Here is a 26,266-nt window from a genome sequence, read left to right as displayed (position 1 = left end):
TATGGCAGTAACTGCGTACAGTAGACGCAGTTGTGCGCGACGGCAAGGGTCGCCGACCGAGAGGACCGCGAATGGCAGAGGGTGGGGACGGGACGCTGCAACGGCTGTGGACAGGTGGCAGGGCGGGCAGCCGTGGTCCCAAACCGGCCCTCGATCTCGACCGCATCGTCGACGCCGCGATCGCGATCGCCGACACCGACGGCCTCGACGCGGTTTCCATGGCGCGCGTGGGTGAGGCGCTCGGCTGTTCGGCCATGGCCCTGTATCGCCACGTGTCCGGCAAGGCTCAGCTGCTGAGCCTCATGGTGGACGCGGTGGCGGGTCAGCTCCCGTTGCCGCCGCGCCGAGGGGAGTGGCGCGAGGATCTGGCGGCGTGGACGCGGGCGCAGATCGACGGCATGGTCGAACGCCCCTGGTTCCTCGAACTGCCGCTGACGGTCGCGGTCCCGGGGCCGCGTCGAATGCGTTGGATGGAGGCGGGTTTCGAGATCCTGAAGGACTTCGACCTGCCCGGTGACGACAAACTCGAGATCCTCGGCCTGCTCGCCCAGTATGTGCTGTCGGCAACCCGGTTGGAGATCGAGATGCGGCGTGCGACGGGTACTGATGTGGAGTCGGACTTCGAGCAGGTGCTGACCGGTCTCGCCGATCCCGCGCAGTACCCGTACCTGTTCGCGGCGATGCAGAGCGCGGGCGGGGAGTCCGACGACCGTGAATTCGGGCTGCAGCTCATTCTCGACGGCATCGCATCGCGCGCCACCGGCTCGCCCTGACGCGTCACCGGGCACGCTGACCGGCCGCCCACCGCCGCACTCGCATCGGTGCGGCATGATGTCACCCATGTCGACTGTGCGCTCGGGCCGGCTCGCGGTCGGCACGCTGTCGCTGCTCACCGTTCTCTACTTCGCGCAGGGCCTGCCCTACGGCTTCTTCAGCCAGGCGGTGCCGGTCATCCTCCGCGAGGAGGGTTACTCACTGACCCAGATCAGCGTGTACGGACTGTTGTTCGCGCCCTGGGGTCTGAAATTCCTGTGGGCGCCCTATGTCGACGCCTACGGCACCCGGCGCAGATGGCTGGTGTCCCTGCAGTTGTCGTCGGCGGTCGTCGCACTCGTCTTGGCGACGCTCGATCTGTCCGGGTCCCTGGTCTGGCTCCTGATCGGCATCGCGGTCATCAACCTGCTGTCGGCGACGCAGGACATCGCGACCGACGGGCTGGCGGTGTCGATGCTCGAGCCGCGTCAGCGCGGTCTGGGCAACGGAATCCAGGTGGGCGCGTACCGAATCGGCATGATCGCCGGCGGCGGCGGGCTCCTCTGGCTGTTCTCGTTCGCCGGCTGGCGCACCTTGTTCGTCGTGATGGCGGTGCTCCTGTTCGCGGTCACCGTCGGCGTGTGGTTTCTCGCCCGTGAGCCGAGCCGACCGACCGGCGATGCGCAGCCGACACCGTCGAAGCGGGTGTCGCCCGGGTTGTTGCTGACGGGCTGGTCGTCGCGGCTCCGACGTCCGGGCGTGATCACGTTCATCCTCGTCGTCGGCGCGTTCAAGTTCGGTAACTCGATGGCGTCGGCGCTGGTGGGCCCGTTCATGTCCGACATCGGACTCACACTGGGCCAGATCGCGCTCGTCGAAGGTGCGTTGTCGTCGGCCGGAGCGCTCGGCGGAGCCGCGCTCGGCGGGTGGCTCGCGTACACCTACGGTCGGCGGCACGCACTGCTCGTCGGCGGTGTCACCCAGACACTCAGTCTTGGAGTGTATCTGGTCGCGTCGATCGGCGTCGGCGGCTTCTGGCTGGTGGTCACGGCCAGCCTCGCCGAGCACATCCTGGGTGGCGCGGCGACCGTCGCGGTGTTCACCCTGATGATGGATGCGTGCCAGAAGGGCTACGAGGGCAGCGACTACACCTTGTTCGCGTGCGCGGTGGTCGGCGTGCAGGGCGCGGCCGGGTTCGCCGCCGGGATCGTCGGCGACCTGTTCGGGTTCCCGGCGATCTTCGCGACCGGCCTGATCCTGTCCGGCCTCGGCTGCCTGGTCATGATCCGGGCCCTCGATCGCGGTCTCATGAAACGTCTCGGGTAGGCAGGAGGGTCGCCATCGCCTCGTCGACGACGCGGTCGAGGTCGTCACCCAGGCTGCCGGCCAAGAACTGTTGCACCAGTTCGGACATCGCGCCGGTGAAGATCGCGGCCCGCACCCGGCTCGTGAGCCGGTCGGTGTCGCGGGCGTCGGCCTCGGCGAACGCGAGGTCGCGGAGCATGCCCTGGGTGGTGGCCCGCCGTTCGGCGAGAACGGGATTGGTCACCCCGGCGGTGAACAACACGCGGCCGCGCCGCGGATCCGACGACGCGTGGCCGAGGACCGCACGGATACCCGCGCGGGTGCGTGACCGGACCGAGGGGCCCGCCTCGCGCATCGCGGCCTCGACCACCACGCCGAGTTCCGCCGTCGCGGTGTCGTAGACCGCGCCGAGCAGATCGTCGGTGTCGGAGAAGCTCTCGTAGAAGTACCGGGTGTTGTAGCCGCAATACCGGCACACCGAGCGGACCGACAGCTCGGCTTCCGCGCCGACGCCTCCGAAGATGTCGAAGGCGGCCGCGATCAGGGCCGCTCTACGCTCCGCGCGCCGGTCCGCGAGCGGTACGCCCGCCCAGCGGGTCGGTGAGGACATCTGCTCACCATAGTCGGCCGCCAGCGTACCCCGCACAGATCTGGTCACGCCTGTACCCAAATAGTTACTCTGGGTACGACCGTGACCAATGGTCGACCCGAGCGGAAGGTCTGTAGATGACTGTGTCCATGGCTCCTCTCCGACTGCCGTCGACCGACTGGATTCCGGTTCCCCTCCCGCACGAGTTCGTCGGGTCCTGGCTGAACGGCAAGTTCGACGCCCACGTCCGAGCGAAGTTCTTCCGCGGGATGGACTTCGAGAAGCCGGCCGGCGATCCGGGTTGGTTCGGCCCGGGCAGCGCGACCTGGTACGTCCATTCGCACACGCCCGCGCTCATCTTCGGTCTGCAGTGTGCGTCGTACCTGGAGCGTCTCGACCCGAGCATCTTCTGGATGGGTGTGCAGCACTCGCGGCTGGTCCGGCGCCGCGAGGACGGAACCCCGACCCTGTCCATCGATCCCGACGGCGCGATGACCAGACTCGGGCACTCGCTGGCCTTCTTCATGGGGACCGCGTACGGCTCGACCGAGTCCGCCGAGCGACTGGCGCGGACGGTACGCGCGATGCACCACACCATCAAAGGTGTCCGGCCCGACGGTGCGGCCTACGACGCCGACGATCCGGCCTGGCTTCGCTGGAACTATGCCACCGTCGTCTGGGGTATCGCCACCGCGCACGAGATCTACCACCCGCAGCCGCTGCGGGGCGCCGAACTCGACGGCTATTACCGGGAATTCGTGCGCGTCGGTCACGCGCTGGGTGGGACCGACCTGCCCACGACCAAAGCCGACACCCTCACCTGCTTGGCCGAGTACCTGCCGAAACTCGCACTGACACATGGCAATGCGATGGCCACCGGGTTGAACGTACGCAACCCGGCCCAGGGCGCCGTGGACTGGGCGATCCGTGACACGATGCCCCGCTGGGCCCAGCAGCTAATCATGTACCGCCCGCCCAATCCGGTCGAACGGCGTGCGCGCCGGAGTGCGGTGTGGGGTCTGATCAACTCCGCCCACCTGACGATGGGGGAGGCGCCGGAGTTCGCGGCCGCTCGTCGTCGCGTGGCGCACGGGACGACGGTGCCGCACACGCTTCCGCGCTATGAACTCGGATCTGACCCCGAGCGTACCCGTGCCGAAATCAAGGCCTCGTTCGCCCGTTAGCCGCTGTGGGCGCTCGTGTCAAACCGGGTCGCTCCGAAACTTCAATGAAGGCAACGGAATTCGCCGGCATCAGATCGTGACGGCGGGTCCGGAAGCGGAAACATCGATTTCATCTCACGTCACGCCGGTGTAACAAAGTCAATTTACGTTTACCTCCCATACGCCAGATCGCAAGGCTTGCGACGCGTATCTCATCGGGGGTCACGCGGTGACAGGCCGCGTGTTCGTCGTGCCCCCATCTGAGTGGACCTGAGACGTAATGAGAAAGGCTTCGCCGATGCCGTCTGTTCCGTTGCCGCCCGGCCCCCCGCCGGCGGACATCCCGCCGTCCGCCCCGACCCGGTCACGCCGTCGGCGGTACGGCATCCTGGTCCCCGCGGCGCTGTCCGCGGTGGCGCTGGTCCTGAGCGCCTGTGGCAGTTCGGCCAGCGAGGAATCGGCATCGAGCGCCGAATCGTGTGTCGACACCTCCGGGAGCACCATCAAGGTCGGCTCGCTGAACTCGCTGTCGGGCACCATGGCGATCTCCGAGGTCACCGTGCGTGACTCGATCAAGCTCGCCGTCGATCAGATCAACGACAACGGCGGAGTGCTGGGCAAACAGATTCAGCTCATCGGCGAGGACGGGGCCTCCGAGCCGACGATCTTCGCGGAGAAGGCCGAGAAGCTGATCTCGAGTGACTGCGTCGCAGCGGTGTTCGGCGGTTGGACGTCGTCGAGCCGCAAGGCCATGCTGCCGGTCTTCGAGGACAACAACTCGCTGTTGTACTACCCGGTGCAGTACGAGGGCCTGGAGTCGTCGCCGAACATCTTCTACACCGGCGCCACGACGAACCAGCAGATCGTGCCGGCCCTGGAGTACCTGAAGGAGGAGGGCGTGAAGTCGCTCTACCTCGTCGGTAGCGACTATGTCTTCCCGCAGACGGCCAACCGTGTCATCAAGGCGTACGCGGAGGCCAACGGCATCGAGATCAAGGGCGAGGACTACACCCCGCTCGGTTCGACGGACTTCTCGACGATCGTCAACAAGGTCCGTACCGCCGACGCCGACGCCGTGTTCAACACTCTCAACGGCGATTCCAACGTCGCGTTCTTCCGCGAGTACAAGAACGTCGGACTGACCCCGCAGGCCATGCCGGTCGTCTCGGTGTCCATCGCGGAGGAAGAGGTCGGCGGTATCGGTGTGGACAACATCGAGGGCCAGCTGGTCGCGTGGGACTACTACCAGACCGTCGACAACCCGGTGAACGCCTCGTTCGTCCGTGACTACAAGGCCGCCTACGGTGCCAACAAGCCGACCTCCGACCCGATGGAGGCCGCCTACGTCTCGGTCTACCTGTGGAAGAACACCGTCGAGAAGGCCCAGTCGTTCGCCGTCGCCGACGTTCAGAAGGCGGCCGGCGGAGTCACTTTCGATGCTCCGGAGGGGCTCGTCACGATCGACGGTGAGAACAACCACATCACCAAGACCGCGCGCATCGGTGAGATCCGTGGCGACGGACTGATCTACACGGTGTGGGATTCGGGTCAGCCGATCGAGCCGGACCCCTACCTGAAGTCGTACCCGTGGGCCGAGGGCCTGAGCAACTGACACCGTCGACGACCCGTCCCGCGTCCTCCGGCGACGCGGGACGGGTCGCGCACGGTCCCTCCCGGCGAACGCGGCACTCGCCGACGACGAACGGATAGACACGTGGAAACCGTTATCGGACAGCTCTTCACCGGGCTCAGTCTCGGTTCGATCCTGCTTCTCGCAGCTCTCGGCCTGTCCCTGACCTTCGGTCAGATGGGCGTGATCAACATGGCCCACGGGTCGTTCATCATGGCCGGGTCCTACACCGCGTACACGGTGCAGGAATACCTGATCTCCAATGCCGGCGTGTCCCTGCTGGTCTCGCTGGTCATCGGGTTCCTCGTCGGCGGCCTGATGGGCGTTCTCCTCGAGGTCACCCTGATCAAGCGGATGTACGACCGCCCACTGGACACACTCCTGGTGACGTTCGGTGTCGGATTGATCCTCCAGCAGCTCGCCCGCGACATCTTCGGCGCGCCGGCGGTCGACGTCGTCGCACCGTCGTGGTTGTCCGGCGGCGTCGACATCCTCGGCGCGGTCGTCCCGAAGACACGCCTGTTCATCATGCTGCTGGCCATCGTCGCGGTCACCGCGATCGCGGTGACCATGAAGTACACGCCGATGGGTCGGCGCATCCGCGCCGTCGTCCAGCACCGGGATCTCGCCGAGACGAGCGGGATCTCCAGCCGCCGAACCGACATCACGACGTTCTTCATCGGTTCGGGACTCGCCGGCATCGCCGGGGTCGCACTGACGTTGATCGGATCCACCAGCTCGAACACCGGGATGACCTATCTGATCGACGCATTCCTGGTCGTCGTGATCGGCGGGCTGGGCCAGATCAAGGGCGCGGTCATCGCGGCCATCGCGCTCGGCGTCCTGAACTCGTTCATCGAATACAACACGACGGCGTCGGTGGCGAAGGTCGCCGTGTTCGTCATCATCGTGATCTTCCTGCAGATCCGGCCGCAGGGGCTGTTCACGGTCCAGTCGAGGAGTCTTGTGTGAAGGACTATTTCAGCAGTTCCTGGAAGGTCTGGGCGGGCTTCGGCGTCGCCGCCATCCTGTTGTTCGCGGTCGCGCCCGCCGTCCTCTCGGACTTCCGTCTCAACCTGCTCGGCAAGTTCCTCTGCTTCGGCATCGTCGCGGTGGGCATCGGCCTGGCCTGGGGTCGTGGTGGCATGCTCACCCTCGGCCAGGGTGTGTACTTCGGGCTGGGTGCGTACATCATGGCCATGCACCTCAAGATCTCCGACGCGGAACTGCGCGGCGACGACGTGCCCGACTTCATGCAGATCGCCGGGATCAGCGAACTGCCGGGGTACTGGAAGCCTTTCGCCTCGCCGGTGGTGACGATCCTGGGCATTCTGCTGGTACCGACGTTGCTGGCGATCCTGCTGGGTCTCGGCGTGTTCAAACGGCGCGTCAAGGGTGCCTACTTCGCCATCCTGTCCCAGGCGCTGGCCGCCGCCTTCGCGATCCTGCTCATCGGTCAGCAGACCACCGGTGGCAGCAACGGCCTCAACCGTTTTCGCAGCTTCTTCGGGCTCGCCCTGAACGACCCGGTGAACCGGCAGCTGCTGTTCTTCATCACCGCGGCCATCCTGCTCGCCGTCGTGGCGATCACCCGTCAGCTGATGTACAGCCGGTACGGCGAACTGCTGGTCGCCGTCCGCGACCAGGAGGAGCGGGTTCGGTTCCTCGGCTACGACCCGGCCAACACCAAGGTCGTCGCCTACGCGATCGCGGCGTTGTTCGCGAGCATCGCGGGGGCCATGTTCGTTCCCATCGTCGGCATCATCTCGCCCGCCGACGTCGGGATCGTGCCGTCGATCGCCTTCCTGATCGGCGTCGCCATCGGCGGGCGCACAACGCTTCTCGGCCCGGTCCTCGGCGCCATCGCGGTGGCCTGGGCGCAGACCAGTCTGTCGGAGAGCTTCCCGTCCGGCTGGACTTATGCGCAGGGAATCCTGTTCATCGTGGTCGTCGGGTTCTTCCCGGCCGGGCTGGCCGGCCTGGGAGCACTGGTCAAGTGGCGCCGGAAGAGGGCGCCGGATTCGTCCCCGACCGCCGACATCGACGAACACACCAGCAGCAAGGTAGGAGCGTCGTCATGACCGAAGCAGAATCGACGGTCGTCGGGCACCCGCCGGTCGCCGGCGGCAACGCCGGGATGGACAGCGACTACCTCCAGGTGCGCGGTCTCAGCGTGGAGTTCGACGGTTTCAAGGCCGTCTCCGACGTGGATCTCACACTGCTGCAGGGTGATCTGCGGTTCCTGATCGGTCCGAACGGTGCCGGCAAGACCACCATCATCGACGCCATCACCGGCCTGGTGAAGTCCACCGGTTCGATCCAGAAGTCCGGTGTCGAACTGGTCGGCAAGAAGGTGCACCAGATCGCGCGGCTCGGGGTGGGCCGGACCTTCCAGACCGCGAGCGTCTTCGAGGAACTGAGTGTGCTGCAGAACCTCGACATCGCCGCGGGCGCCGGGCGTTCGGTGTGGACGATGCTGCGGCGTCGACCGACGCAGATCCCCGACTCGATCGCCGAGGCGCTCGAAACCATCGGCCTGCAGGACCTGGCCGACACACCCGCGGGCGTACTGGCCCATGGTCAGAAGCAATGGCTCGAGATCGGGATGCTGTTGGTGCAGAACGCCTCGGTGCTGCTGCTGGACGAGCCGGTCGCCGGGATGAGCCACGAAGAGCGTGAGGAGACCGGGAACCTGTTGCGCCGCATCGGCGGTGAGCGCACCGTCGTGGTCGTCGAGCACGACATGGACTTCATGAGGTCCTTCGCGACATCGGTCACCGTGCTCGCACGGGGTCGGGTGCTCGCCGAGGGCACGGTCGCCGAGGTCCAGGCGAACCCGAAGGTCCAGGAGGTGTACCTCGGGACCGCGGCCGGCGGTGAAGAACTCGAGGAGATCGCCGCCGAGGTCGACTCCGACACGACTGCGACTTCGGCGAACGCGGCTGCAACGCAACCGATCACGGAGAAGGGCTGAACCATGCTGAAGATCTCCGGAGTCCATGCGGGCTACGGTCGGACCGAGGTGATCCACGGGGTCGACATCGAGGTACCGGCCGACGGCGTCGTCGCGGTGATGGGACACAACGGGGCCGGGAAGACGACCCTGCTGCGCGCGGCCGTCGGGTTGGTGAAGACCACCAAGGGCACCATCACGTTCGACGGCGTCGACATCACCCGGGCGCGTCCGAGCGTACGGGTCGGGCACGGCATCGCCTACGTGCCCCAGGGGCAGCAGAGTTTCGGCCATCTCACCACTGCCGAGAACCTGCAGGTGGTGGCCGACGGCCGCAAACGCGGCAAGGAGCTGGTCGCCGAGATGCTGGACATGTTCCCGGCACTCAAGGAGCTGCTGGGTCGACGCGCCGGCCTGTTGTCCGGCGGCCAGCGTCAGCAGCTGGCGATCGCGCGCGCGCTCATCACCGAGCCGCGGATGCTCATCCTCGACGAGCCGACCGAGGGCATCCAGCCGTCGGTCGTCGCCGAGATCGAGCAGACCATCACCACGCTCACCCAGCGCGGTGGGCTGGGCGTGCTCCTCGTCGAACAGCACATCGGGTTCGCCCTCGAGGCGGCGCAGCGGTACTACGTGCTGGAGAGCGGCCGCGTGACGTCGTCGGGTGAGGGCGGCACGACCGCCGAAAGTGCTGTGCGCGAGGCGATGACGATCTAGTACGACGCGCGGGCCACCTCAGCCGGGCGCCTGCCGGCTGAGGTGCTCCCACTTGTGGTAGTCCCGGTCACGTGCGCGGTCCATCTCGAGCACGTGGTCGAACGACTGGCTGCCGACGATCAGGCGCCGAGGCGGGTCGGGGAGCGCCACGAGTTCCAGGATGACCGGCGCGGCCGTGGTCGGCGGAGGTCCGGCGTCGTCACCCCACGACGATTCCATCTCGGCTCGCAGGTCCCGATACTCCGGCATCGGTTCGGTGTTCGTCGTACCGGCAGTGAACAACCCGGTGTCGTAACCGCCCATCTGCAGGATGGTGACCTTGACGCCGAATTGCTCGGCCTCCATCGCCAGCGCCTCACTGACCGAGTCGAGCGCGGCCTTGCCCGCTCCGTAGAAGCCGACGGTGGCCATTCCTCCGCCGCTGCCCATCGACGTCACCTGCAGCAGGCGTCCGCCGCCGCCGGCGCGCAGGTGGGGCAGCACGGCTTTCGCGACCCAGACGGCACCGAAGAAGTTCAGGTCGAGGTGCGCCCTGATCTGGGCCTCGGTGGCTTCCTCGACCATCCCGTAGAGCATTCCGCCGGCGTTGTTGACGACGATGTCGAGTCGGCCGAACGCGGTGACCGCTGCATCGACGCCGTCGAACACGGCCTGCCGGTCCGTGACGTCGAGCGACAGGGGATGGAGTTGATCGGGATGTCGCGTGGCCAGCGACGCCAGCGGTTCGATGTTGCGGGCGACGGCCACGACCTCGTCGCCGGCGGCAAGTGCCGCTTCGGTGAACGCGCGTCCGAGTCCGCGGGATGCGCCGGTGATGAACCAGACCCGTGCGTCGATCATCGAATTTCCTCCTAAGTAAACGGAACGGTCCGTCGCAGAATGACTATGGCCAAGTCCGCCTCGCATGTCAAACGCAACGTCTCGTTTCATGAACTAGGCTCGACCCATGACGACAGCTGCAGGTCCCGATCACTCACGCCGCAGAGAGCGGTCTCGCCAGGCGATCCTCGAAGCGACCCGAGCCCTGGTCGTGGAGCAGTCGTACGACAAGGTCACGGTGGAGGCGATCGCGGCCCGGGCCGGTGTCGGCAAACAGACGATCTATCGACGGTGGCCGTCGAAGAGCGCGGTCGTCTTCGCAGCGGTGCTCGCACTGAGCGAGGGGGCCGACGGGCAGTCGGTCGAACTGCCGGACACCGGAGATCTCGAGGCGGACCTGAAACAGGTCATGCGGGAGACGGTGGCAGAGTTCGCCGATCCGTCCTTCGATCGCCTGATCCGGGCGGTGAACACGGAGATCGCGAATGACGCCGACCTTGCGGCGGAGTACCGGGAGAAGCAGTCGCGACCGCTGGACGACGCCAAGAAGGCTCGGCTTCGCACGGCCGAGCGGGCGGGCCAGCTGCCCCCCGACACCGACCTCGACCTGTTTCTGGAGATGCTCTACGCCCCGTTGTTCCAGCGGTGGTTGCACCGCAGCGGCCCGCTGACCGACATCTACGCCGACGCACTCGTCGAGGCGACGCTCCGGGCCTTCGGAGGGAGATGAGGGTCGGCCCGGTCCGCGCCGTCGTCAGTCCAGCCGGACTCCGATCTCGGGGGTGAGTTCGTGCGGCGCGTGGAGGGGGAGATTGTCGCCGCTCCAGAATCGCCCGGGGTCGAACCAGTTGGAGTCCTTGGACGCGTCGAGGATGCCCATCTCCCGATAGGTGATGGCCACCACCTCGGCGCAGTAGGCGGCTTCTAATCCGACGCCCTCGGTGTTCTGGCTTTTCCGCTGCTGCCGTTCGTCGCGTCGTTGACGGACCTTGCGGTCGAGGTAGGGGATGCCCCGGACGAGGTCGGTCGAGTTGGGCACCCGGCCGCGAAACCACCGGCCGGCCAGGCGCGCGGTGGTCGGGAACGGCGTCCCGTCGAGTTCGGCGATCACCTTGAGGAGAGCGTTCTCCTGATCCGGGGAGACCTCCGGCGTGAGCTGTCGGAACCAGCACGCCTGCTTGTAGCGGATCATCCACTGCTCCGCGGCTTCTCGAGCGTCGTGTAGCTGCACGCCGCGATGATTCGATCCGGTCCACACGTCGGTCAGCCGATCGCCGAGCTCTGCGTGCCACAGCAGCGGTGGCAGATCGTCGATGCAGACCGCCATCGCGACATGGTTCACGGGAGCGTTGGTCAGGGTGCGGATGGCCCGGTCCGGTCCGGAATGGCCGCGGAAGAGCCAGATGTCGCCGGTGCGGGTGGCGTCGAGTGCGTCGGTCAACGAGATGCCGGCGTCGGCGCGGTCTCGGCCGAGGAGAATTCTGCTGGTGGGCACGAGAGCAGGCTAATGCGTCCGGAGCACGCACGACGCCCGCGCGACCTATCCTGCCCGCATGAGGAACCTGTGGAAATGGCTGGGATTGGCGGGCGCGGTCGGGGTGGCCACCGGCGGGGTGATGGTCGCGCGTGACCAGCGGCAGCGGAAGTCCTATTCGGCCGACGATGTCCGGGCACGCCTCCATCAGCGGCTCGACGAGACGGAGACTGCGGGTGGCGGAACCGCTGATTCCTGAGGACCGGAGTGGCGGAGCCACTGATTCCTGAGGACCGGAGTGGCGGAGCCACTGATTCCTGAGGACCGGAGTGGCGGAGCCGCTGATTCCTGAGGACACTGGACAGCGTTGACCGGCGGCTCTTCAGGGTGGCCGGAGGAAGGAACATCATGACCGACAACAGCGGCCCCGGCAGACCGTTCAATTTCGGCCCGGAGGACTTCGACCGATTTGCGCGCGAGGCCGGTGACGGACTGCGCGACGTGTTCGGCAAGCTCTTCGAGGGGCAGGCCGGACCGGCAGCCTTCTCGATGTTCTTCGACGAGGCCGCCCGCGGCCGCACTCGCACCAAGCCCCGTGAGGAGACCACCGGTGAGGCCGGCTCGGGTGTCTGGGCGGTGTTCGTCGTCGACGACGACGGCGGTGCCCGCGTCGAGCAGGTCTACGCCACCGAACTCGAGGCCCTACGCGCCAACAAGACCAACACCGATCCGCGACGCAACGTGCGGTTCCTGCCGTACGGCATCGCGGTGAGTGCGTTGGACACGACGATCGGGGACAGCGGCGACGACGCCGCGCCCACGCCGTAGACAGCGGCAGACGCAATAAGGCCGGCGAGTCCTGGAAAGGACTCGCCGGCCTCGTCGTGTCGACGACTGCACGGCCTCACGGCACGTGCTGCGCCGGTGCCTGCGTCAGAGGTTGGCGCCGCACACCGGCCAGGCGCCGGGGCCCTGGGTGGCGAGCACGTTCTCCGCGATGCGGATCTGCTCCTCGCGCGAGGCGTCGGCCGGATTACCGGTTCCGCCGTTGGCCTGCCAGGTGCTCATCGAGAACTGGAGGCCACCGTAGTAGCCGTTGCCGGTGTTGATGGCCCAGTTGCCGCCGCTCTCGCACTGAGCGACCGCGTCCCAGTTGCCGCCTGCTGCGTGCGCGGTGGACGCCAGCATCCCGAAGGGTGCGGCAGTCAGTGCGCCGACGATGGCGGCGCGGGCGACGAGCTTGGTCATGTGGGTCTTGGTCATTCGCATGGTCTTCGTTCCTCCTCACCACCCCGGGGTTGGCAGGGCGGTTGATCTCGGACCGTGGGCGACCATACGGGTTGGGTAACGGCTTGGTCACGTCGAGCCCGTGACCTGGGCGATTCGGATAACGCCGGGATAACGCTGTTAGCTTTACGGCGAATTCGCAGCGCATACCGCAGTTCGGCGGGGGCTCGCCGTCGCCGATGTTCGGCCGCGTTCGATGACGAAGGTCACAGCATGAATGTGGGGCCCGTCACGTCGGCGCCCGGGCGTCGAGCTGGGGTCAGCGCGGAACGACAGCGATACGACCACCGCGGGACGGGGCATACGCCACCCCGCGCGAGAACCAGCGTTCGGACTTGGCGCTGGTCGGCATCAGTTCGAAGTCCGCCAGCAGTGTCCGCAGGGTCACGTCCATCTCCATGGTCGCGAATGCCGCCCCGATGCACCGCCTTGTGCCGCCGCCGAACGGCAGCCAGGCCGACGGAGGCTTGGTGCCCAGGAAACGGGTCGGGTCGAAGACCTCGGGCCGGGCGAACTCGCTGCTGTCGTCGTGGAGGAGTGCGATCGAGACGAGGACGTTGTATCCCTTCGGGATCCGCCACTCGCCGAGGTCGAGATGGTCGGCGACGACATGCCGGCCGGCGAAGTCGATGACGGGTCGGCTGCGCTGGACCTCCAGGATGGTGGCGTGGCGGTAGTCGGAGCCACCGGCATCCACCTCGGCCACCAGTTCGCGCACCACCTCGGGGTGCCGGCGCAGCCGCTCGAGCGCCCACGCAAGGGTCGTCGCCGTGGTCTCGTGTCCGGCGGCGAGCATCGTGGCCAGTTCCTCGGCGATCTCGTCGTCGGTCATCGGACTGCCGTCGTCGTAGGTGCTGCGCAGCATGATCGCAAGGATGTCGGTGCGCTCATCCAGGCGAGAATCGTTGCGCGCCTTAGTGATCAGCCCGCCGACGTAATCTCGGTATTCGGCATTGCGTCGCGCGTACCGGTGATTGGGGTCGATCGGCCGGAGAAGGCGTGGGAGTGGGGGTACCGTCGCGGCGCGCGAACCGACGGTCACCATCGGTGGGATCATGTCGCGGAGTCGGTCCAGCTCGCTGCCCTCGGCGCCGAAAACCGCGCGGAGGATGACGTTCAGGGTGATGCGCATCATCGGTTCGATGGAGGCGAACTCGACCCCGGTGGGCCAGGACGCTGATTCGGCGCGAACCTCGTCGACCACCATCTGTTCGTACGACCGAATCGGCTTGCCGTGCAACGGCGGGGTGAGCAGTTTGCGCCGGGCGCGGTGTCGGGCGCCCTCCAGCGCGAACATCGATCCGGTGCCGAGTATGCGGCCGAGGTTGGGCTGGACGTTCTCGACCTGGTCGCCGGCGGTGAACAGCTCGCGCGCCATCGCGGCATCGGAGATGACGACGGAAGGGCCGAAGACGGGCAGGTTCACGGTGAAGGCCGAGCCGTGCCGGTCGTGGAGATATCGAAAGAAGTGTCGCCGCGACACGACCGCGCCGAGCCCCTGGATGGTGGACGGGATCGACGTGGTGGGCGGCAGAACCGCCTCACCGCTCAGGGTCGGGGTGTTCACGAGTGAGGTCCTCTCGCCGCAGCGGTGGTACGTGCACGTACCACCCGACGGTACGCTCACGTACCGGTCGAGACAAGGGCCTATGCTCGAAGGCGTGACTGGATCGGGCCCGCTCGCTTCGCTCCCGGCGCCTGCGACGTCGGGCCCGCTCGCTTCGCTCCCGGCGCCCTGGTTGACCTCGCCGGCGGGCGCATCGAGCCGGGACCGGCTGCTCGCGGCGATGCTCGAGTGCATCGTCGAAGCGGGTTACCGCGACACCACGGTCGCCGACATCGTGCGGGTCGCGCGGACCTCGAGGCGGTCGTTCTACCAAGAGTTCGCCGACAAGCAGTCATGCTTTTTCGCGCTGCTGACGGTGACCAACGAGTTCATGATCGCCGAGATCGCGCGGCGCGTGGATGCGGAAGCCTCCATCGAAGAGCAGGTGCGACAAGCGGTGTCGTCATATGTTGCAGCGAGTGAGCGGTATCCGGGTCTCACGCTGAGCTGGATCCGCGAGTTGCCCGCGCTCGGCAGCGCCGCCCAGGCGGTCAAGGACGAGGCCCTGGAAGCGTGGATCGAACTCTTCGTCGGCCTCACCTCGACCCCGACGATGGCCGCGGCGGGGGTGGTGCCGATGGACCGTCAGCGCGCGATCTTCCTGTGGGGTGGCTTCCGGGAGCTGACCGCCGGTGCCGTCGAATCCGGCGCCCCGCTCGCATCGATCATCGAGCCGGCGACCGCGGCGTCCCTCGCGCTGGTGACGCCGCGGCCGGTGTGAGGCAGACCCTTCGTGACGGCCCTCCGCAAGCTCCGGGCCTCCTCAGGGAGCGGGGACCGGGCTCAGTGCCACGAACCGCGTTGGTACTGCGGCGGATACGGCGCCTCGCGCTTGTCGATGCCCAGCTCGTGTGCGGCGCGCAGCGGCCACGACGGCTCCCGCAGCGCGACGCGTCCGAAGAAGACGGCGGTGATGTCGTCGTCGCCGGCGACCTTCTCGGCCTGATCGGGTTCGGTGATGAGGCCGACGGCGGCGGTGGGCACACCCGACTGGCGGTGGATCGACCGGGCGAGGTCGACCTGGTAGCCGGGTCCGACGGGGATGTCGGCGAGGACGTTGCCACCCGAGGAGACGTCCACGAGGTCGACACCGCGGCCGGCGAGGAGGGCGGCGAGACGGGCGGAGTCGTCCACGTCCCACCCACCCTCGGTCCATTCGGTGCCGGACACCCGGACGAACAGCGGCTTCGACGACGGCCACACCGCGCGGACCGCGTCCACGACCTCGAGGGTCAGCCTCGTACGTCCCTCGAAGTCGCCACCGTAGGCGTCGGTGCGCCGGTTCGAGAACGGGGAGAGGAACTGATGCAGCAGGTAGCCGTGCGCCGCGTGGATCTCGACGACGTCGAACCCGGCGTCGTCGGCGCGACGGGCGGCCTGTGCGAACGCGTCCACGACCTCGGCGATCTGCTCGGTCGTCATGGCGGTGGGGGCGGGCAGTCCCTCGAAGGCGACGTCGGACGGGCCGAATGTCGTCCAGCCGCCGTCGTCGAGCGGAATGGCGCCGGAGCGGTCGTCGAACGGTGCGTAGGTGGAGGCCTTGCGGCCGGCGTGGGCGAGCTGGGTGCCGATGACCGAGCCCTGCGAGTGGACGAAGTCGACGATGCGTCCCCAGGCCGCGGCCTGGTCGTCGTTCCACAGACCGGCGTCGTGTGCGCTGATCCGGCCTTCGGGCACCACGGCCGCCGCCTCGGTGAGGATCAGTCCGAAGCCGCCGGCAGCTCGGGAACCGAGATGCGTCAGGTGCCAGTCGGTGGGCACCCCGTCGCCGGCGAAGCAGCTGTACTGGCACATCGGGGCGAGCCAGATCCGGTTGGGGATCGCGACATCGCGGAGGGTGATCGGTTCGAAGAGCTCGGTACTGGTCACGACGAGACACAACGATCGATCCGACGTCGTATTCCCGCGGCACTGCATAGTGTCGGGGCATGACCGAACAAATCCTGCACGAGGCGGTGTCGACGGAGATCGCCGAACCACTCGGGGTGATCACACTGGGGGACGCGCGGCGTCGTAACCCGTTGTCCACGAGCACGATGCGCGCCATCACCGCCGCGCTTCGGGACTTCGACGACGATCCGCGCGTGCGGGTCATCGTGATCCGGGCGCTCGGACCCGCGTTCTCCGCCGGGCACGACCTCGGTGAACTCGTCGACCGGACCCTCGACGACGAGCGGGCCGTCTTCGCGACGTGCACGGAACTGATGCGGACGGTCCACGAGGTGCGACAGCCCGTCATCGCCGAAGTCGCCGGCATGGCCTTCGCGGCGGGGTGTCAACTGGTCGCGACGTGCGACTTGGCGGTCGCGGGACGCAGCGCGCGGTTCAGCACGCCGGGTGTGCGGATCGGGCTGTTCTGCTCGACTCCGATGGTCGCGCTGTCCCGCGCGATCGGACGCAAACGCGCCATGCACATGCTGCTCACCGGCGAACCCATCGGCGCCGAGACCGCCGCGGACTGGGGGCTGCTCAGCGGTGTCGTCGACGACGACGAGCTCGCGAACTCGGTGCGGGAGCTGGCTCTGCACATCGCCGGGTCGAGCGCGCGGACCGTCTCGATCGGCAAGCAGGCGTTCTACCGGCAGGTCGAGCTCGACGAGTCGGCGGCGTATGACGAGATGGGTGAGACGATGGCGACCAATGCGATGACCTGCGATGCGCAGGAGGGTATGTCGGCGTTCCTGCAGAAGCGGAAGCCGGTCTGGACCGACAGCTGAGTCAGGCCCGAACGCCGAATCGCCACCTCCGGAACCGGGAGGTGGCGATTCGGCGATGCGGTCAGGCGTCGATCTGCGCGGTGGCGGTCGCGAAACGGGCGAGATGGGCGTCCGCGGTGCCGAATTCGTACTCGATGGCGGTGAGACGCTTGAAGTAGTGGCCGATGGCCAGCTCTTCGGTCATCCCCATCCCGCCGTGCAACTGCACCGCGTTCTGTCCGATGAACCGGGCGGCGCGACTGACCGTGGCCTTGGCGGCCGAGACCGCCGCCGCCCGTTCCGCCGGGGAGCCCTCGAGGGACAGGATCGCGAAATACTGTGCGGCGACCGACTGTTCGAGCTCGAGATGCATGTCGACCATGCGGTGCTGCAGCACCTGGAAGCTGCCGATCGGAACCCCGAACTGCTCGCGCTGCTTGGAGTACTCGACGGTGTCGGTGAACACCTTGCGCATCAGGCCGACGGCCTCGGAGACGACCGCGGCGGTCGCGGTGTCCCACGCCTTCTCCAGGATCTCGATGGCGTTCTCGTCGGCGATGAGCGCGTCGCCGGGCAGGCGCACGTCGGTGAACGTGATGTCGGCGGCCTGGCGGTCGTCGATGGTGCGCAGCTTGTGCAGCTCGAGCCCCGTCGGCCCGCCGTCGGCGAGATCGATCAGGAACAGCGAGACGCCGGCGGGATCGTGGGGTTCGCCTGCGGTGCGGGCACTGACGATCAGGTAGTCGGCGAGCGGCGCCGTGGTGACGACGGCCTTGGTGCCGTTGAGCACCCACTCGTCGCCGTCCCGGTCGGCGGAGGTCTCGATGCGGGAGAGGACCCCGCCCGAGCCGTCTTCGAGCGCGGCGAGTGCGCTGAGCGCCTCGCCCTCGGCGATGCGAGCGGCGGCCTCGAGGGCGACCGGGTTACCGGTCGCGTGCAGCAGGCCCGCACCGAGCACGACCGTGTCGACGAACGGCTCGACCACGAGGGCGTGCCCGAGCGCTTCGGTGACGACCATCAGTTCTTCGGGGCCGCCGCCGAATCCGCCGATGTCCTCCGGCAGACAGGCGCCGACGACCCCGAGGTCCTCGACGAAGGCCTTCCAGATCTTCGGCTGCCAGCCCTCGCCGACCTTCGCGGCGTCGCGGCTGACCTGGAGGTCGTACCGCGCGTCGAGGAACTTGTCGAGACCGTCGGACAGCAATTGCTGTTCGGGTGTGAGTGTGAAGTCCATTGGTTATCTCCTGTGACCCGTCAGAGACCCAGAGCCGCTTTGGCGAGGATGTTTCGTTGAATTTCGTTGCTGCCGGCGTAGATCGAGCCCGCGCGGTCGTTGAAGTAGTGCAGCGGCGCGACGGCCTGCCACGGTTCGCCGCTGACGTAGCCGTCGGTGGGCGGGGTGTACTGGAAGATGGGTCCGCCCGGCTTGGTGGCGTGCGGCTGGAAGACCCGTCCGTGCGGTCCCGCGGCCTCCAGGCTGAGGGTCGTGATCTCCTGGCTCAGTTCGGTGCCGAGGATCTTCAGCATCGACGCGATGGAGCCGGGGTCCTTGCCCGAACTCATCGCGGCGAGCGCGCGGTACTCGAGGACCTCGAGGATCTTCGCGCGCACCTGCAGGTCGGTGAGCTTGGCCGCGAAGGCCGGATCCTCCGACAGCGGGCCGCCGTTCGGCGCCGTCACCGACGCCGCGTCCCGGCCGAGCTGCTCGGCCATGACCTGCAGCGCCGGGGCGGCCGCGCCGCCGCCACGCTCGAAGACGAGCAGGTACTTCGCGACGGTCCACCCCTCGTCGATCTTGCCGAGGACGTTCTTCTTGGGCACGCGCACGCCGTCGAAGAAGACCTGCGCCTGCACCTGCTCGCCGGACGCGAACACGAGGTTCTGCACCTCGATGCCCGGCGAGTTCATGTCGATGAGCACGAACGTGATGCCCTGCTGCTTGCGTTCCTGGCGCGAGGTCCGCACGAGGCAGAAGATCCAGTTCGCCTCGGAGGCGTGGGTGGTCCAGATCTTGGAACCGGTGACGACGAGATCGTCGCCGTCGTCGACCGCGGCCATCGACAGCGACGCGAGGTCGGAGCCGGACTCCGGCTCGGAGTAGCCCTGGCAGAAGAAGACGCTGCCGTCGAGGATGCCCGGCAGGAAGAAGTTCTTCTGCTCGTCGGTGCCGAACGCCATGATCGCGTGCGACACCATGCGGATGCCCATCGGCGACAGCGACGGCGCGCCGGCGAGGATCGACTCACGGCTGAAGATGTAGTGCTGGGATTGCGACCAGTCGCATCCGCCGTACTGCACCGGCCACGCGGGAGCGGCCCAGCCACGCTCGTGCAGGATCGCCTGCCACTCCATCGAGGCCTCGTGGTCGGAGTAGACGCTGGTGCGCAGCGTGCCCGCCGCGCGTAGGTCGGGGGTCAGTTTCTCGTCGAGGAACGCGCGGACCTCGTCGCGAAACGCAGCGTCGTCCGGAGACCAGTTCATGTCCATGAGCGGTGCGCAACCTATCTGTAAACGGTTGTGGTCAGATTGGGGTCGAAAGGGAATCTACCCAATGATCGGCGCGGTGCGTAGCCCGCCTCACGTTTCCGGTTCCAGTGTGACGCCCGGGGCCGATCCGGGTGGCGGATCTTCACCCTTCGTGCCCGTGGTCTTCGCGGGTTCTCTCGTGTCGTCGTCGGATGTCCCCGCCTCGGTCGGGTCCGGGCTCTTCGGCTGCCCGCCCGACGACAGCAGCACGTCTGCCCAGCGGGTGGCGGGGTCGATGTCGATGAGCAAGGCCTTGGCGAGCAGGGTCAGCGGCACCGCGAGGATCGCGCCCAGCGGCCCGATCGCCCAGGCCCAGAAGAGCAGGGACAGGAAGGTCAGGGTGGTCGACAATCCGACCGCGTCGCCGACGAATTTCGGTTGGATGACCGACTGGATGATGACGTTGATCGCGCTGTAGACGACGATGACGACGATCATCTTCGTGGGCCCCCCGACGAGCAGCCCGAGCAGCGCGGGTGGGACCAGACCGATGATGAAGCCTACGTTCGGGATGTAGTTGGTGATGAACGACAGCAGGCCCCAGAGGATGGGGAGCGGGATGGACAGCAATGCGAGGGCCACGCTGTCGAGCACGGCGACGATCAGGCCGAAGACCGTCGACACCCACAGATAGCTACGTGTCCCCTGCGAGAACGAACGGAAGGCCGATGCGATGTCGGGGCGCATCCGGTCCAGGATGTTCATCCGGTCGTCGAAGCCGACCGAGTCCGCGGCCATGAACAGCAGCAGGGCGAGGACGAGCACGAGCGCCGAGGCCACGCTGAACGTGCTGCTCAGCACGTCGGTCACGGCACCGACGACCTTGCTGGTGTCGACATGGGAGATCATGTCCTGCACCTTGTCGTGGCTGACGCCGTGGCTGGTGAGGAAGTTCTGGAAGCTGGTGACGAGGTCGTCGAACTTGTCGTCGTACTGCGGCAGGATCGATGCCAGGCGTGCGACGGAGAACACCAGCGCCGCGAACAGCCCGATGAGGATTCCGTAGACGAGGAGCACCGTCGTCACGAAGGCGGCCCACCGCGGGAAGCCCTTCTTGCGCAACCAGTTCGGGACCGGTTGGACGGCGACGGTGAGCATCAGCGCGAGAAAGACCGGACCGACCAGCGACGCCACCGATTTGATGCCGCCGATGGCGACGACGAGGCCGGCGATCGTGAGGAGCACGATGGTGCCCCGCGGCAGTGTCCAGTCGGGGGGATCGACCCGGTACGACGGTGGTGGGGGTGTGCGTTTGGAGGACTTGGTTCCGCGCGCCTCACTGCTACCGGACATGGTGTGCCGCCTTTCTGGACACGACTGTTACGTCGAAACAGCGGCCACCCACACGCGGGAGCGCGCGGAGTGGCCGCCGTCAAGTGTTCAGCATCCGACGACCATCCGCGCGTTTTCCGTGCGCTTTCGTCTTCGATGAGTCTCTAGTGGCCTTTCCAGTTCGGCGTCCGCTTCATCACGAACGCCATGATCCCTTCGAGGGTGTCGCCGCTGATCACGAGCGAGTCGAGCACCGAGGTGCTGGCGTGGACGGCGTCGACCGTGTCGGTGATGGCGTCGGACTGTTCCATGGTGGCGATCGACGCCCGTACCGACGTCGGAGAGGCGGCCAGGATCTCCTCGGCCACGCCGCGTGCGGTCTCGAGAACCTTTCCGGCGGGGGCGATCCGGCTCACCAGTCCGGCGGCCGCGGCTTCGGCGGCCGAGATCCGACGCCCGGTCAGGATCATGTCGCGTGCGAGCGCGGGCGGGATCATCCGCGGCAGGCGGACCAGACCACCCGCGGCGGCCGCCAAACCCACCTTCACCTCGGGCAGTCCGAACGATGCGTCCTCGTCGGCCACGACGATGTGACAGGCCATCGCGATCTCGCAGCCGCCGCCGAGCGCGAAGCCGTTGACCGCCGCGATCACCGGTTTGGGCAGGCTGCGCCGCGAGGTGAGTCCGGCGAACCCGTTCTTCGGCACCGACAGGGCGGCGGGGCCCGCGGTCGCCGCGAGATCGTTGCCCGCCGAGAATGCCTTGTCGCCCTTGCCCGTCAGGATCGCCACCCACAGGTCGGGATCGGCGAAGTAGGCCTCGAAGATCGAGTCGAGTTCGGCGTTCGCCGCGGGGTTCAACGCGTTGCGCGCATCGAGCCGGTTGATGGTCACCTCGAGCAGCCGGCCGTCGCGACGGATCTCGACGTGCTCGTAGGAGTCGCGGAACGCCGGCGCGACGACCGGATGCCGGGAGTTCATGGCCGCGGCGGTCAGGGCCACCCGATTGCCCTTGTCGAAGGACCGCACGACGATCGGCGTGCCGACGGGGTCCTCGGCGGTGAGGAGGAGGTCGAAGAGTTCGTCGTCGTCGGAATCGAGATTGGCCACGAAGCGGGCGCCGAGTCCCTCCGGAACGGTCGGATCGACCAGCCGGCCGATCACCACACCGGTGCGGCGGCCGTTCTTCTGCGGGATGACCGTGTAGGTCTCGACGACCGCGGCGCCGTCGGCGTCGGCGATCGTGGGAACGGTCGGTACCGCGTCGAGCTCGGCCTGGACCGGACCGCTGGTGTCCGGGCGCCACGGTGCCGGCGTCGTCGAATAGACACCCGCGGCATGCTTGCTCAGCACACCACCGTTGGCGACGACGAGACCGTAGTCACCCGGCGATCGCCGGACGCGGGTGACGACTTCGGCGATCGCGTGGAGTGAGTAGTTGTTGCCCGGCCCGCCGAAGAACGGCAGGCCACCCGTCAGGGTCAGTCCGCGCGGATCGTCGGGCGACATGCCGATCCCGTCGAGGACGTTGAACACCGCGATCGGGAAGCAGCTGTAGATGTCGACGACGGAGATGTCGTCGAGCCCGATCCCGGCGACCTGCAGCGCATGCCGCACCGCCGCGGGAGCCGCAGGAGCGGAGGACAATTTGGGGCGAGCCAGGACCGGGCGTTCCACCGTCGACGAATGACCGTGCAGGAACACCCATTTCGCAGGGTCGACGCCGGCGGCCTGCGCGGCCCGCACCGACATCACGACCACGGCTGCGGCCTGGTTGACCTGATCGCGCGCCACGATGTACCGGGTGAACGGATCGGACACGATCCGGTTCTCGGGGGTGACGGTGACGAGTTCGTCGGCGGTGCGCGCCGTCGGGGCGGCCGAGTGCGGGTTGGCGGCGGCGACCTCGGTGAACGGTGCGAACAACTCACCCATCGTGGCGATGTAGGCATCGCGGCCCAGGCCGGAGGCGTGCCGGCGGGCGTTCTCCAGCAGGGCGTACTGCGGCAACACCGACGCGAGGCCGTGCCGCATCTCGGCGACCGAGATGATGCCCTTGAGCCCGAAACCGCGGTCCTCGAATTGCCCGCCGACCTCCTCGGCGAAGTTCGGGCGCTGATCCTCCGGCTGTGACATGAGGTGGCGGACCGTCGACATCACCTCGGCGCCGAACACCACGGCCCCCTCGGAGTCGCCGGCGGCGATGGCCGCCGCGAGTTCGGTGAGCATCGTCTGCGGGGTCTGGCCGCCGGTCACGGCCTGCACGGCGCGGCGTGGGTCCACCCCGATCCGGTTGCCGACCGCGCGCGGCATGTTGTCCGGTCGGCCCAGCGGTGACGACGACAACGGGCTCGAGATCTCGAACGAGCGGATCGCGGCGATCGTGTCGATCGACCCGGCGACGTCGCCTCCGGAGTCGGCGAATGCGGCGGTCACCGCCCGGGCGGCGAGGTCGGCCTCGCCGAGCGCCTCGTATCCGGGATCGGTCAGGCGTTCCGATGCCTGGCCCACGCCGACGACGACGGGGGTGGTCGGATCGATATCAACGAGCGTTGTTGGCATACCAAACATTGACACATGGCGTGACCGGGGTCTCATCGGAGGTGGCCGACGAGCGTCGCAGCGCCAGTGTGCGGTGCACGCGCCCAGAACGTCAGCGTTGCGGTCAGCGCGGTTGCAACCGTGGTCGGCCGGTGCCGAGCCGACCAGACTGTCGCCGACCAGTCTGCGATCGAAAGGACCCCCGATGACGTCCACTGTGCCGTCCACCGAGCAAATCAACCGGCCCGCCACCGGAACGACGGACGAGCGTCTCGACGAGGTGTTCGCACCGATCTTCGCCCGGATCGCCGAAGGCGCCGTGCAGCGCGAGGACGACCGCAGGCTTGCATACGACGAGGTCGCGTGGCTACGGGAGGCGAAGTTCGGCGCGTTGCGCGTGCCGGTGGAATTCGGCGGTTATGGCGCGTCGATCCGTCAGCTGTTCCGGTTGCTCATCGATCTGGCCGCCGCGGAGTCCAATCTCCCGCAGGCCCTGCGGGTGCACTGGTCGTTCGTCGAGGACCAGCTCGCCGCCCTCCCGGACGAGGCTGCGCAGCAGTGGTTGCGCAAGGTCGGCGAGGGGACGCTGGTCGGCAACGCGATCACCGAGCCCGGCGTCGGCGCCATCGACCGGTATCAGACGCGCCTGACCCCGGATCCGGCGAGCGCCGGCGGCAGCGGGTTCCGGCTCGACGGCACCAAGTACTACAGCACCGGCAGCCTCTACTCCGACCACATCCTCGTCGCCGCCGACCAAGACGGTGAGCGGGTCTCGGTACTCGTCGACGCCGACGCCGACGGCGTCACCCAGCACGACGACTGGGACGGCTTCGGCCAGCGCCTGACCGCCAGTGGCACCACCGAATTCGCCGACGTCGAGGTGCCGGCCGATCGGGTGCTCGGACCGGGTTACGGCGGGGAGGGGCGCACCTACGCGACGTCGTATCTGCAGCTCGTGCAGCTCTCGGTGCTCGCGGGTATCGCGGCACGTGCCACCGACGACGTCGTGGAGTGGGTGCGCAACCGCACGCGCACCTTCACGCACTCGACCGCCGACCTGTCGCGCCATGATCCGTTGGTGCAGCAGGTGATCGGCCGGTTGTCGGCGGCGGCCTACACCGCGCGCACGCTGGTCCTCGACATCGCCGACGAGCTCGATGAGCTCGCGCTCGCCGGCTGGGAGGACGCCGAACTCCTCGACCGCGTCGAGTTCGACGTCGCCCGTGCCCAGGCCGCCGTCATCCCCGCAGTACTGGACGCGACCACTCAACTGTTCGAGGTCGGCGGCGCGTCGATCACCTCCGAGCGTCTGCGCCTGGATCGCCACTGGCGCAACGCCCGGGTGATCTCGGTGCACAACCCGCTGATCTTCAAGCTGCAGGCGGTCGGCGACCACGTGCTCAACGGCACCGACCTGCCGTACGCCTGGAGCGCCGGGCAGAAATAGCACGCCGCGCCGCTACGCTGGCGGCCATGCACCGGATGGCCGCGGCGGACGCGGTGTCGTACTGGATGTCGCAGCGCATCCCGAACGACGAGTTCCTGGTGTATTGCTTTGCCGTCCCGCGCAGTTCGATCGAGTACTGCGCGGCACGACTCCGGCTGCAGGCGGCGCATATTGAGGATCTGTGCCTCCGGATACGAGATGTACCGGGCACGGCCGACCGCCCGTACTGGGAATCCGTCCGGCCCGCCGACGACCGGGTCCGAGTGGACGTGTCGAGCCGCACGTGGTCGTCGTGTCTGACGGAGGTCGCCGGGCTCATCGCCCAGCCGCTCGATCCGACGCGGAAGGCGTGGCGGGCGCACCTCTTCGGTCCGGTCGTCGACGCGCCGGCAGCGACAGGTCCGGTTGTCGTCGTCGTGCTCCAGGTCTGTCATGCCCTGGGTGACGGGCGTCGGATGTCGCGGATCGCGCGCGACTGGTTCACGGCTCCCGCCACTCCACGACGACCGGTGTCCGAGGTGCGTTCGCCCAACCACGAGATGCTGCTCGACGCCGGTACGGTGCTCGGCGGAGTGCTCCGATTTCCCGGCGAGTTCGTCGCGACAGCGTGGCGTGGGGTTCGCGCGGCGCGTCTCGCCTCGGCATCCGTGCCGGGAACCGCGGGATATGCGCCGACTCGGTTGAACGTCCCTCCCGGACCGCGACGGACCCTGCGTGTGCTGGTCGTCGAGCGTGACCAACTCAGCGGACCCGGAGTGCCGGTCACGGTCGCGGTTCTCACCGCGATCTCGGTGGCGCTCCCGGAATACCTGGGTGACCGGGATCGACGATACGGCGCGGAGCTGACGGTCGGGCGCGGCGGAGAACGTCGAGCGCGCAATCACTTTCGCAACGCGGGGATTGACTTGCACATCGACATCGACGATCTGGGCGAGCGCGCACGACTCATCGGCGCCGAGATCGCCGCCGCACGCGCGGCCGAGGCCGACCCGCTGCGGGCCGCGCAGCGTCGGGCGTCGGAGTCGACACCGGCGATCCTGACCCGATGGGGGATCCGATCCTTCGATCTCGACACCCCGCCGGCGGCGGTCACCGGCGTCACGGTGGTCTCGTCGGTGAACCGCGGGGCCGCCGATCTCGACCTGGATGGAGGCGAGATCCTCTTCACCACAGGGTTTCCCGCGCTGTCGCCGGCTCAGGGATTGACTCACGGCGTACACGGGATCGGCGACCGGGTCGCGATCTCGGTGACCACGAGCCCGGATGTCGTGAACGATGTGGACCGGTACGTGGAACTCCTCGCGCGAGCGCTGGGCGTCTGACTGCGCGCCGCGGCGGCCCCTCCGCTCTACACCGAAAGAACCCCAGACCCAGTTGCGGAGGGCGCGTCTACTCCTGCTCCCTGAGCAGCCTATGAGGGTTTGTGTCAACAGGGTCCTGTGATGGGTGTGGGCGTGGGGGTGTGGCCCGGCGGCCGGTGGTGGCTGCG

25 protein-coding genes are annotated in these 26,266 nt (G+C 67.9%); 15 read left to right on the top strand and 10 right to left on the bottom strand.

Features of this window, described 5'->3' with window-relative positions:
- Window positions 1–71: 71 nt before the first annotated feature.
- The gene (locus tag ACFUEJ_RS13310; RefSeq protein ID WP_159371207.1) at window positions 72–773 is read left to right on the top strand and encodes a TetR/AcrR family transcriptional regulator; all 702 of its coding nucleotides are present in this window, start codon (window positions 72–74) and stop codon (window positions 771–773) included.
- 67 nt (window positions 774–840) lie between these two features.
- Complete coding sequence (locus ACFUEJ_RS13305; protein WP_065631084.1) at window positions 841–2,079, top strand: MFS transporter; 1,239 nt, start codon at window positions 841–843, stop codon at window positions 2,077–2,079.
- Here ACFUEJ_RS13305 and ACFUEJ_RS13300 read toward each other — a convergent pair.
- Entirely contained in the window at window positions 2,060–2,668 is a 609-nt protein-coding gene (locus ACFUEJ_RS13300; protein ID WP_065631052.1) for a TetR/AcrR family transcriptional regulator, read from the bottom strand. The two genes, ACFUEJ_RS13305 and ACFUEJ_RS13300, sit on opposite strands and share 20 nt — an antisense overlap.
- Window positions 2,669–2,784: 116 nt before the next feature.
- On the opposite strand from ACFUEJ_RS13300, the gene ACFUEJ_RS13295 reads away from it, so the two are divergent.
- From ACFUEJ_RS13295 to urtE, 6 genes are all read left to right on the top strand, one after another.
- Window positions 2,785–3,831 (top strand): oxygenase MpaB family protein, encoded by a 1,047-nt coding sequence (locus ACFUEJ_RS13295; protein ID WP_388029858.1) that lies wholly within the window; start codon window positions 2,785–2,787, stop codon window positions 3,829–3,831.
- Window positions 3,832–4,108: 277 nt separating this feature from the next.
- A complete protein-coding gene (gene urtA, locus ACFUEJ_RS13290; protein ID WP_091344393.1) occupies window positions 4,109–5,422 on the top strand; it encodes an urea ABC transporter substrate-binding protein in 1,314 nt (437 codons plus the stop codon).
- Between the two features lie 102 nt (window positions 5,423–5,524).
- Window positions 5,525–6,412, top strand: a complete 888-nt coding sequence (gene urtB, locus ACFUEJ_RS13285; RefSeq protein WP_058252491.1) for an urea ABC transporter permease subunit UrtB — start codon at window positions 5,525–5,527, stop codon at window positions 6,410–6,412.
- A complete protein-coding gene (urtC, locus tag ACFUEJ_RS13280) occupies window positions 6,409–7,521 on the top strand; it encodes an urea ABC transporter permease subunit UrtC (RefSeq protein ID WP_065631050.1) in 1,113 nt (370 codons plus the stop codon). Before urtB ends, urtC begins: the two co-directional genes overlap by 4 nt.
- Window positions 7,518–8,414, top strand: coding sequence for an urea ABC transporter ATP-binding protein UrtD (urtD, locus tag ACFUEJ_RS13275; protein WP_065631049.1), 897 nt, complete (start codon window positions 7,518–7,520; stop codon window positions 8,412–8,414). The genes urtC and urtD overlap by 4 nt, the downstream gene beginning before the upstream one ends.
- Window positions 8,415–8,417: 3 nt before the next feature.
- Window positions 8,418–9,110 (top strand): urea ABC transporter ATP-binding subunit UrtE, encoded by a 693-nt coding sequence (gene urtE, locus ACFUEJ_RS13270; protein ID WP_065631048.1) that lies wholly within the window; start codon window positions 8,418–8,420, stop codon window positions 9,108–9,110.
- Between the two features lie 18 nt (window positions 9,111–9,128).
- On the opposite strand, the gene ACFUEJ_RS13265 is transcribed toward urtE, so the two are convergent.
- On the bottom strand, window positions 9,129–9,950 hold the full coding sequence (locus tag ACFUEJ_RS13265; protein WP_388029852.1) for an SDR family NAD(P)-dependent oxidoreductase: 822 nt from the start codon (window positions 9,948–9,950) through the stop codon (window positions 9,129–9,131).
- Between the two features lie 106 nt (window positions 9,951–10,056).
- Here ACFUEJ_RS13265 and ACFUEJ_RS13260 point away from each other — a divergent pair, with 106 nt between their 5' ends.
- Complete coding sequence (locus ACFUEJ_RS13260; RefSeq protein WP_388029849.1) at window positions 10,057–10,659, top strand: TetR/AcrR family transcriptional regulator; 603 nt, start codon at window positions 10,057–10,059, stop codon at window positions 10,657–10,659.
- A gap of 24 nt (window positions 10,660–10,683) precedes the next feature.
- Here the strand turns inward: ACFUEJ_RS13260 and ACFUEJ_RS13255 are convergent, their stop codons facing one another.
- Window positions 10,684–11,424 carry a guanylate cyclase gene (locus ACFUEJ_RS13255; protein ID WP_065631045.1) on the bottom strand — a complete coding sequence of 247 codons (741 nt, stop codon included), beginning with the start codon at window positions 11,422–11,424 and terminating at the stop codon, window positions 10,684–10,686.
- 58 nt (window positions 11,425–11,482) lie between these two features.
- Here ACFUEJ_RS13255 and ACFUEJ_RS13250 point away from each other — a divergent pair, with 58 nt between their 5' ends.
- Both ACFUEJ_RS13250 and ACFUEJ_RS13245 read left to right on the top strand, forming a co-directional pair.
- Window positions 11,483–11,662: a hypothetical protein gene (locus ACFUEJ_RS13250; RefSeq protein ID WP_065631044.1), complete on the top strand. Its 180-nt coding sequence runs from the start codon at window positions 11,483–11,485 to the stop codon at window positions 11,660–11,662.
- A gap of 149 nt (window positions 11,663–11,811) precedes the next feature.
- On the top strand, window positions 11,812–12,231 hold the full coding sequence (locus ACFUEJ_RS13245) for a hypothetical protein (RefSeq protein WP_265965957.1): 420 nt from the start codon (window positions 11,812–11,814) through the stop codon (window positions 12,229–12,231).
- A gap of 105 nt (window positions 12,232–12,336) precedes the next feature.
- Here ACFUEJ_RS13245 and ACFUEJ_RS13240 read toward each other — a convergent pair whose 3' ends face one another.
- Window positions 12,337–12,672 carry a transglycosylase family protein gene (locus tag ACFUEJ_RS13240; RefSeq protein ID WP_277244508.1) on the bottom strand — a complete coding sequence of 112 codons (336 nt, stop codon included), beginning with the start codon at window positions 12,670–12,672 and terminating at the stop codon, window positions 12,337–12,339.
- A gap of 277 nt (window positions 12,673–12,949) precedes the next feature.
- Window positions 12,950–14,257 (bottom strand): cytochrome P450, encoded by a 1,308-nt coding sequence (locus ACFUEJ_RS13235; RefSeq protein WP_277244509.1) that lies wholly within the window; start codon window positions 14,255–14,257, stop codon window positions 12,950–12,952.
- An 82-nt stretch (window positions 14,258–14,339) separates the two neighbouring features.
- On the opposite strand from ACFUEJ_RS13235, the gene ACFUEJ_RS13230 reads away from it, so the two are divergent.
- Window positions 14,340–15,017: a TetR/AcrR family transcriptional regulator gene (locus tag ACFUEJ_RS13230; protein ID WP_388029843.1), complete on the top strand. Its 678-nt coding sequence runs from the start codon at window positions 14,340–14,342 to the stop codon at window positions 15,015–15,017.
- Between the two features lie 62 nt (window positions 15,018–15,079).
- Here ACFUEJ_RS13230 and ACFUEJ_RS13225 read toward each other — a convergent pair whose 3' ends face one another.
- Window positions 15,080–16,165, bottom strand: a complete 1,086-nt coding sequence (locus tag ACFUEJ_RS13225) for an NADH:flavin oxidoreductase/NADH oxidase (protein WP_388029841.1) — start codon at window positions 16,163–16,165, stop codon at window positions 15,080–15,082.
- Window positions 16,166–16,224: 59 nt separating this feature from the next.
- On the opposite strand from ACFUEJ_RS13225, the gene ACFUEJ_RS13220 reads away from it, so the two are divergent.
- On the top strand, window positions 16,225–17,013 hold the full coding sequence (locus tag ACFUEJ_RS13220) for an enoyl-CoA hydratase (RefSeq protein WP_165629790.1): 789 nt from the start codon (window positions 16,225–16,227) through the stop codon (window positions 17,011–17,013).
- Window positions 17,014–17,074: 61 nt separating this feature from the next.
- Here the strand turns inward: ACFUEJ_RS13220 and ACFUEJ_RS13215 are convergent, their stop codons facing one another.
- The 4 genes from ACFUEJ_RS13215 to ACFUEJ_RS13200 form a co-directional block, all read right to left on the bottom strand.
- Window positions 17,075–18,226, bottom strand: coding sequence for an acyl-CoA dehydrogenase family protein (locus ACFUEJ_RS13215; RefSeq protein WP_277244512.1), 1,152 nt, complete (start codon window positions 18,224–18,226; stop codon window positions 17,075–17,077).
- 20 nt (window positions 18,227–18,246) lie between these two features.
- The gene (locus ACFUEJ_RS13210; protein ID WP_259937079.1) at window positions 18,247–19,479 is read right to left on the bottom strand and encodes an acyl-CoA dehydrogenase family protein; all 1,233 of its coding nucleotides are present in this window, start codon (window positions 19,477–19,479) and stop codon (window positions 18,247–18,249) included.
- Window positions 19,480–19,569: 90 nt separating this feature from the next.
- Window positions 19,570–20,811, bottom strand: coding sequence for an AI-2E family transporter (locus ACFUEJ_RS13205; RefSeq protein ID WP_259937080.1), 1,242 nt, complete (start codon window positions 20,809–20,811; stop codon window positions 19,570–19,572).
- A 143-nt stretch (window positions 20,812–20,954) separates the two neighbouring features.
- Window positions 20,955–23,360 carry an acetyl-CoA acetyltransferase gene (locus ACFUEJ_RS13200; protein WP_388029836.1) on the bottom strand — a complete coding sequence of 802 codons (2,406 nt, stop codon included), beginning with the start codon at window positions 23,358–23,360 and terminating at the stop codon, window positions 20,955–20,957.
- Window positions 23,361–23,535: 175 nt separating this feature from the next.
- On the opposite strand from ACFUEJ_RS13200, the gene ACFUEJ_RS13195 reads away from it, so the two are divergent.
- Entirely contained in the window at window positions 23,536–24,777 is a 1,242-nt protein-coding gene (locus ACFUEJ_RS13195) for an acyl-CoA dehydrogenase family protein (RefSeq protein ID WP_388029834.1), read from the top strand.
- A gap of 26 nt (window positions 24,778–24,803) precedes the next feature.
- The gene (locus ACFUEJ_RS13190; RefSeq protein ID WP_388029831.1) at window positions 24,804–26,099 is read left to right on the top strand and encodes a WS/DGAT domain-containing protein; all 1,296 of its coding nucleotides are present in this window, start codon (window positions 24,804–24,806) and stop codon (window positions 26,097–26,099) included.
- The last annotated feature ends 167 nt before the right edge of the window (window positions 26,100–26,266 follow it).

Origin of the sequence: Gordonia sp. NPDC057258 (assembly GCF_042668985.1) — a bacterium.
Lineage (GTDB): Bacteria > Actinomycetota > Actinomycetes > Mycobacteriales > Mycobacteriaceae > Gordonia > Gordonia hongkongensis.
Note: the sequence above shows the minus strand (reverse complement) of the source record. Positions and strands in the feature narration are given on the sequence as shown.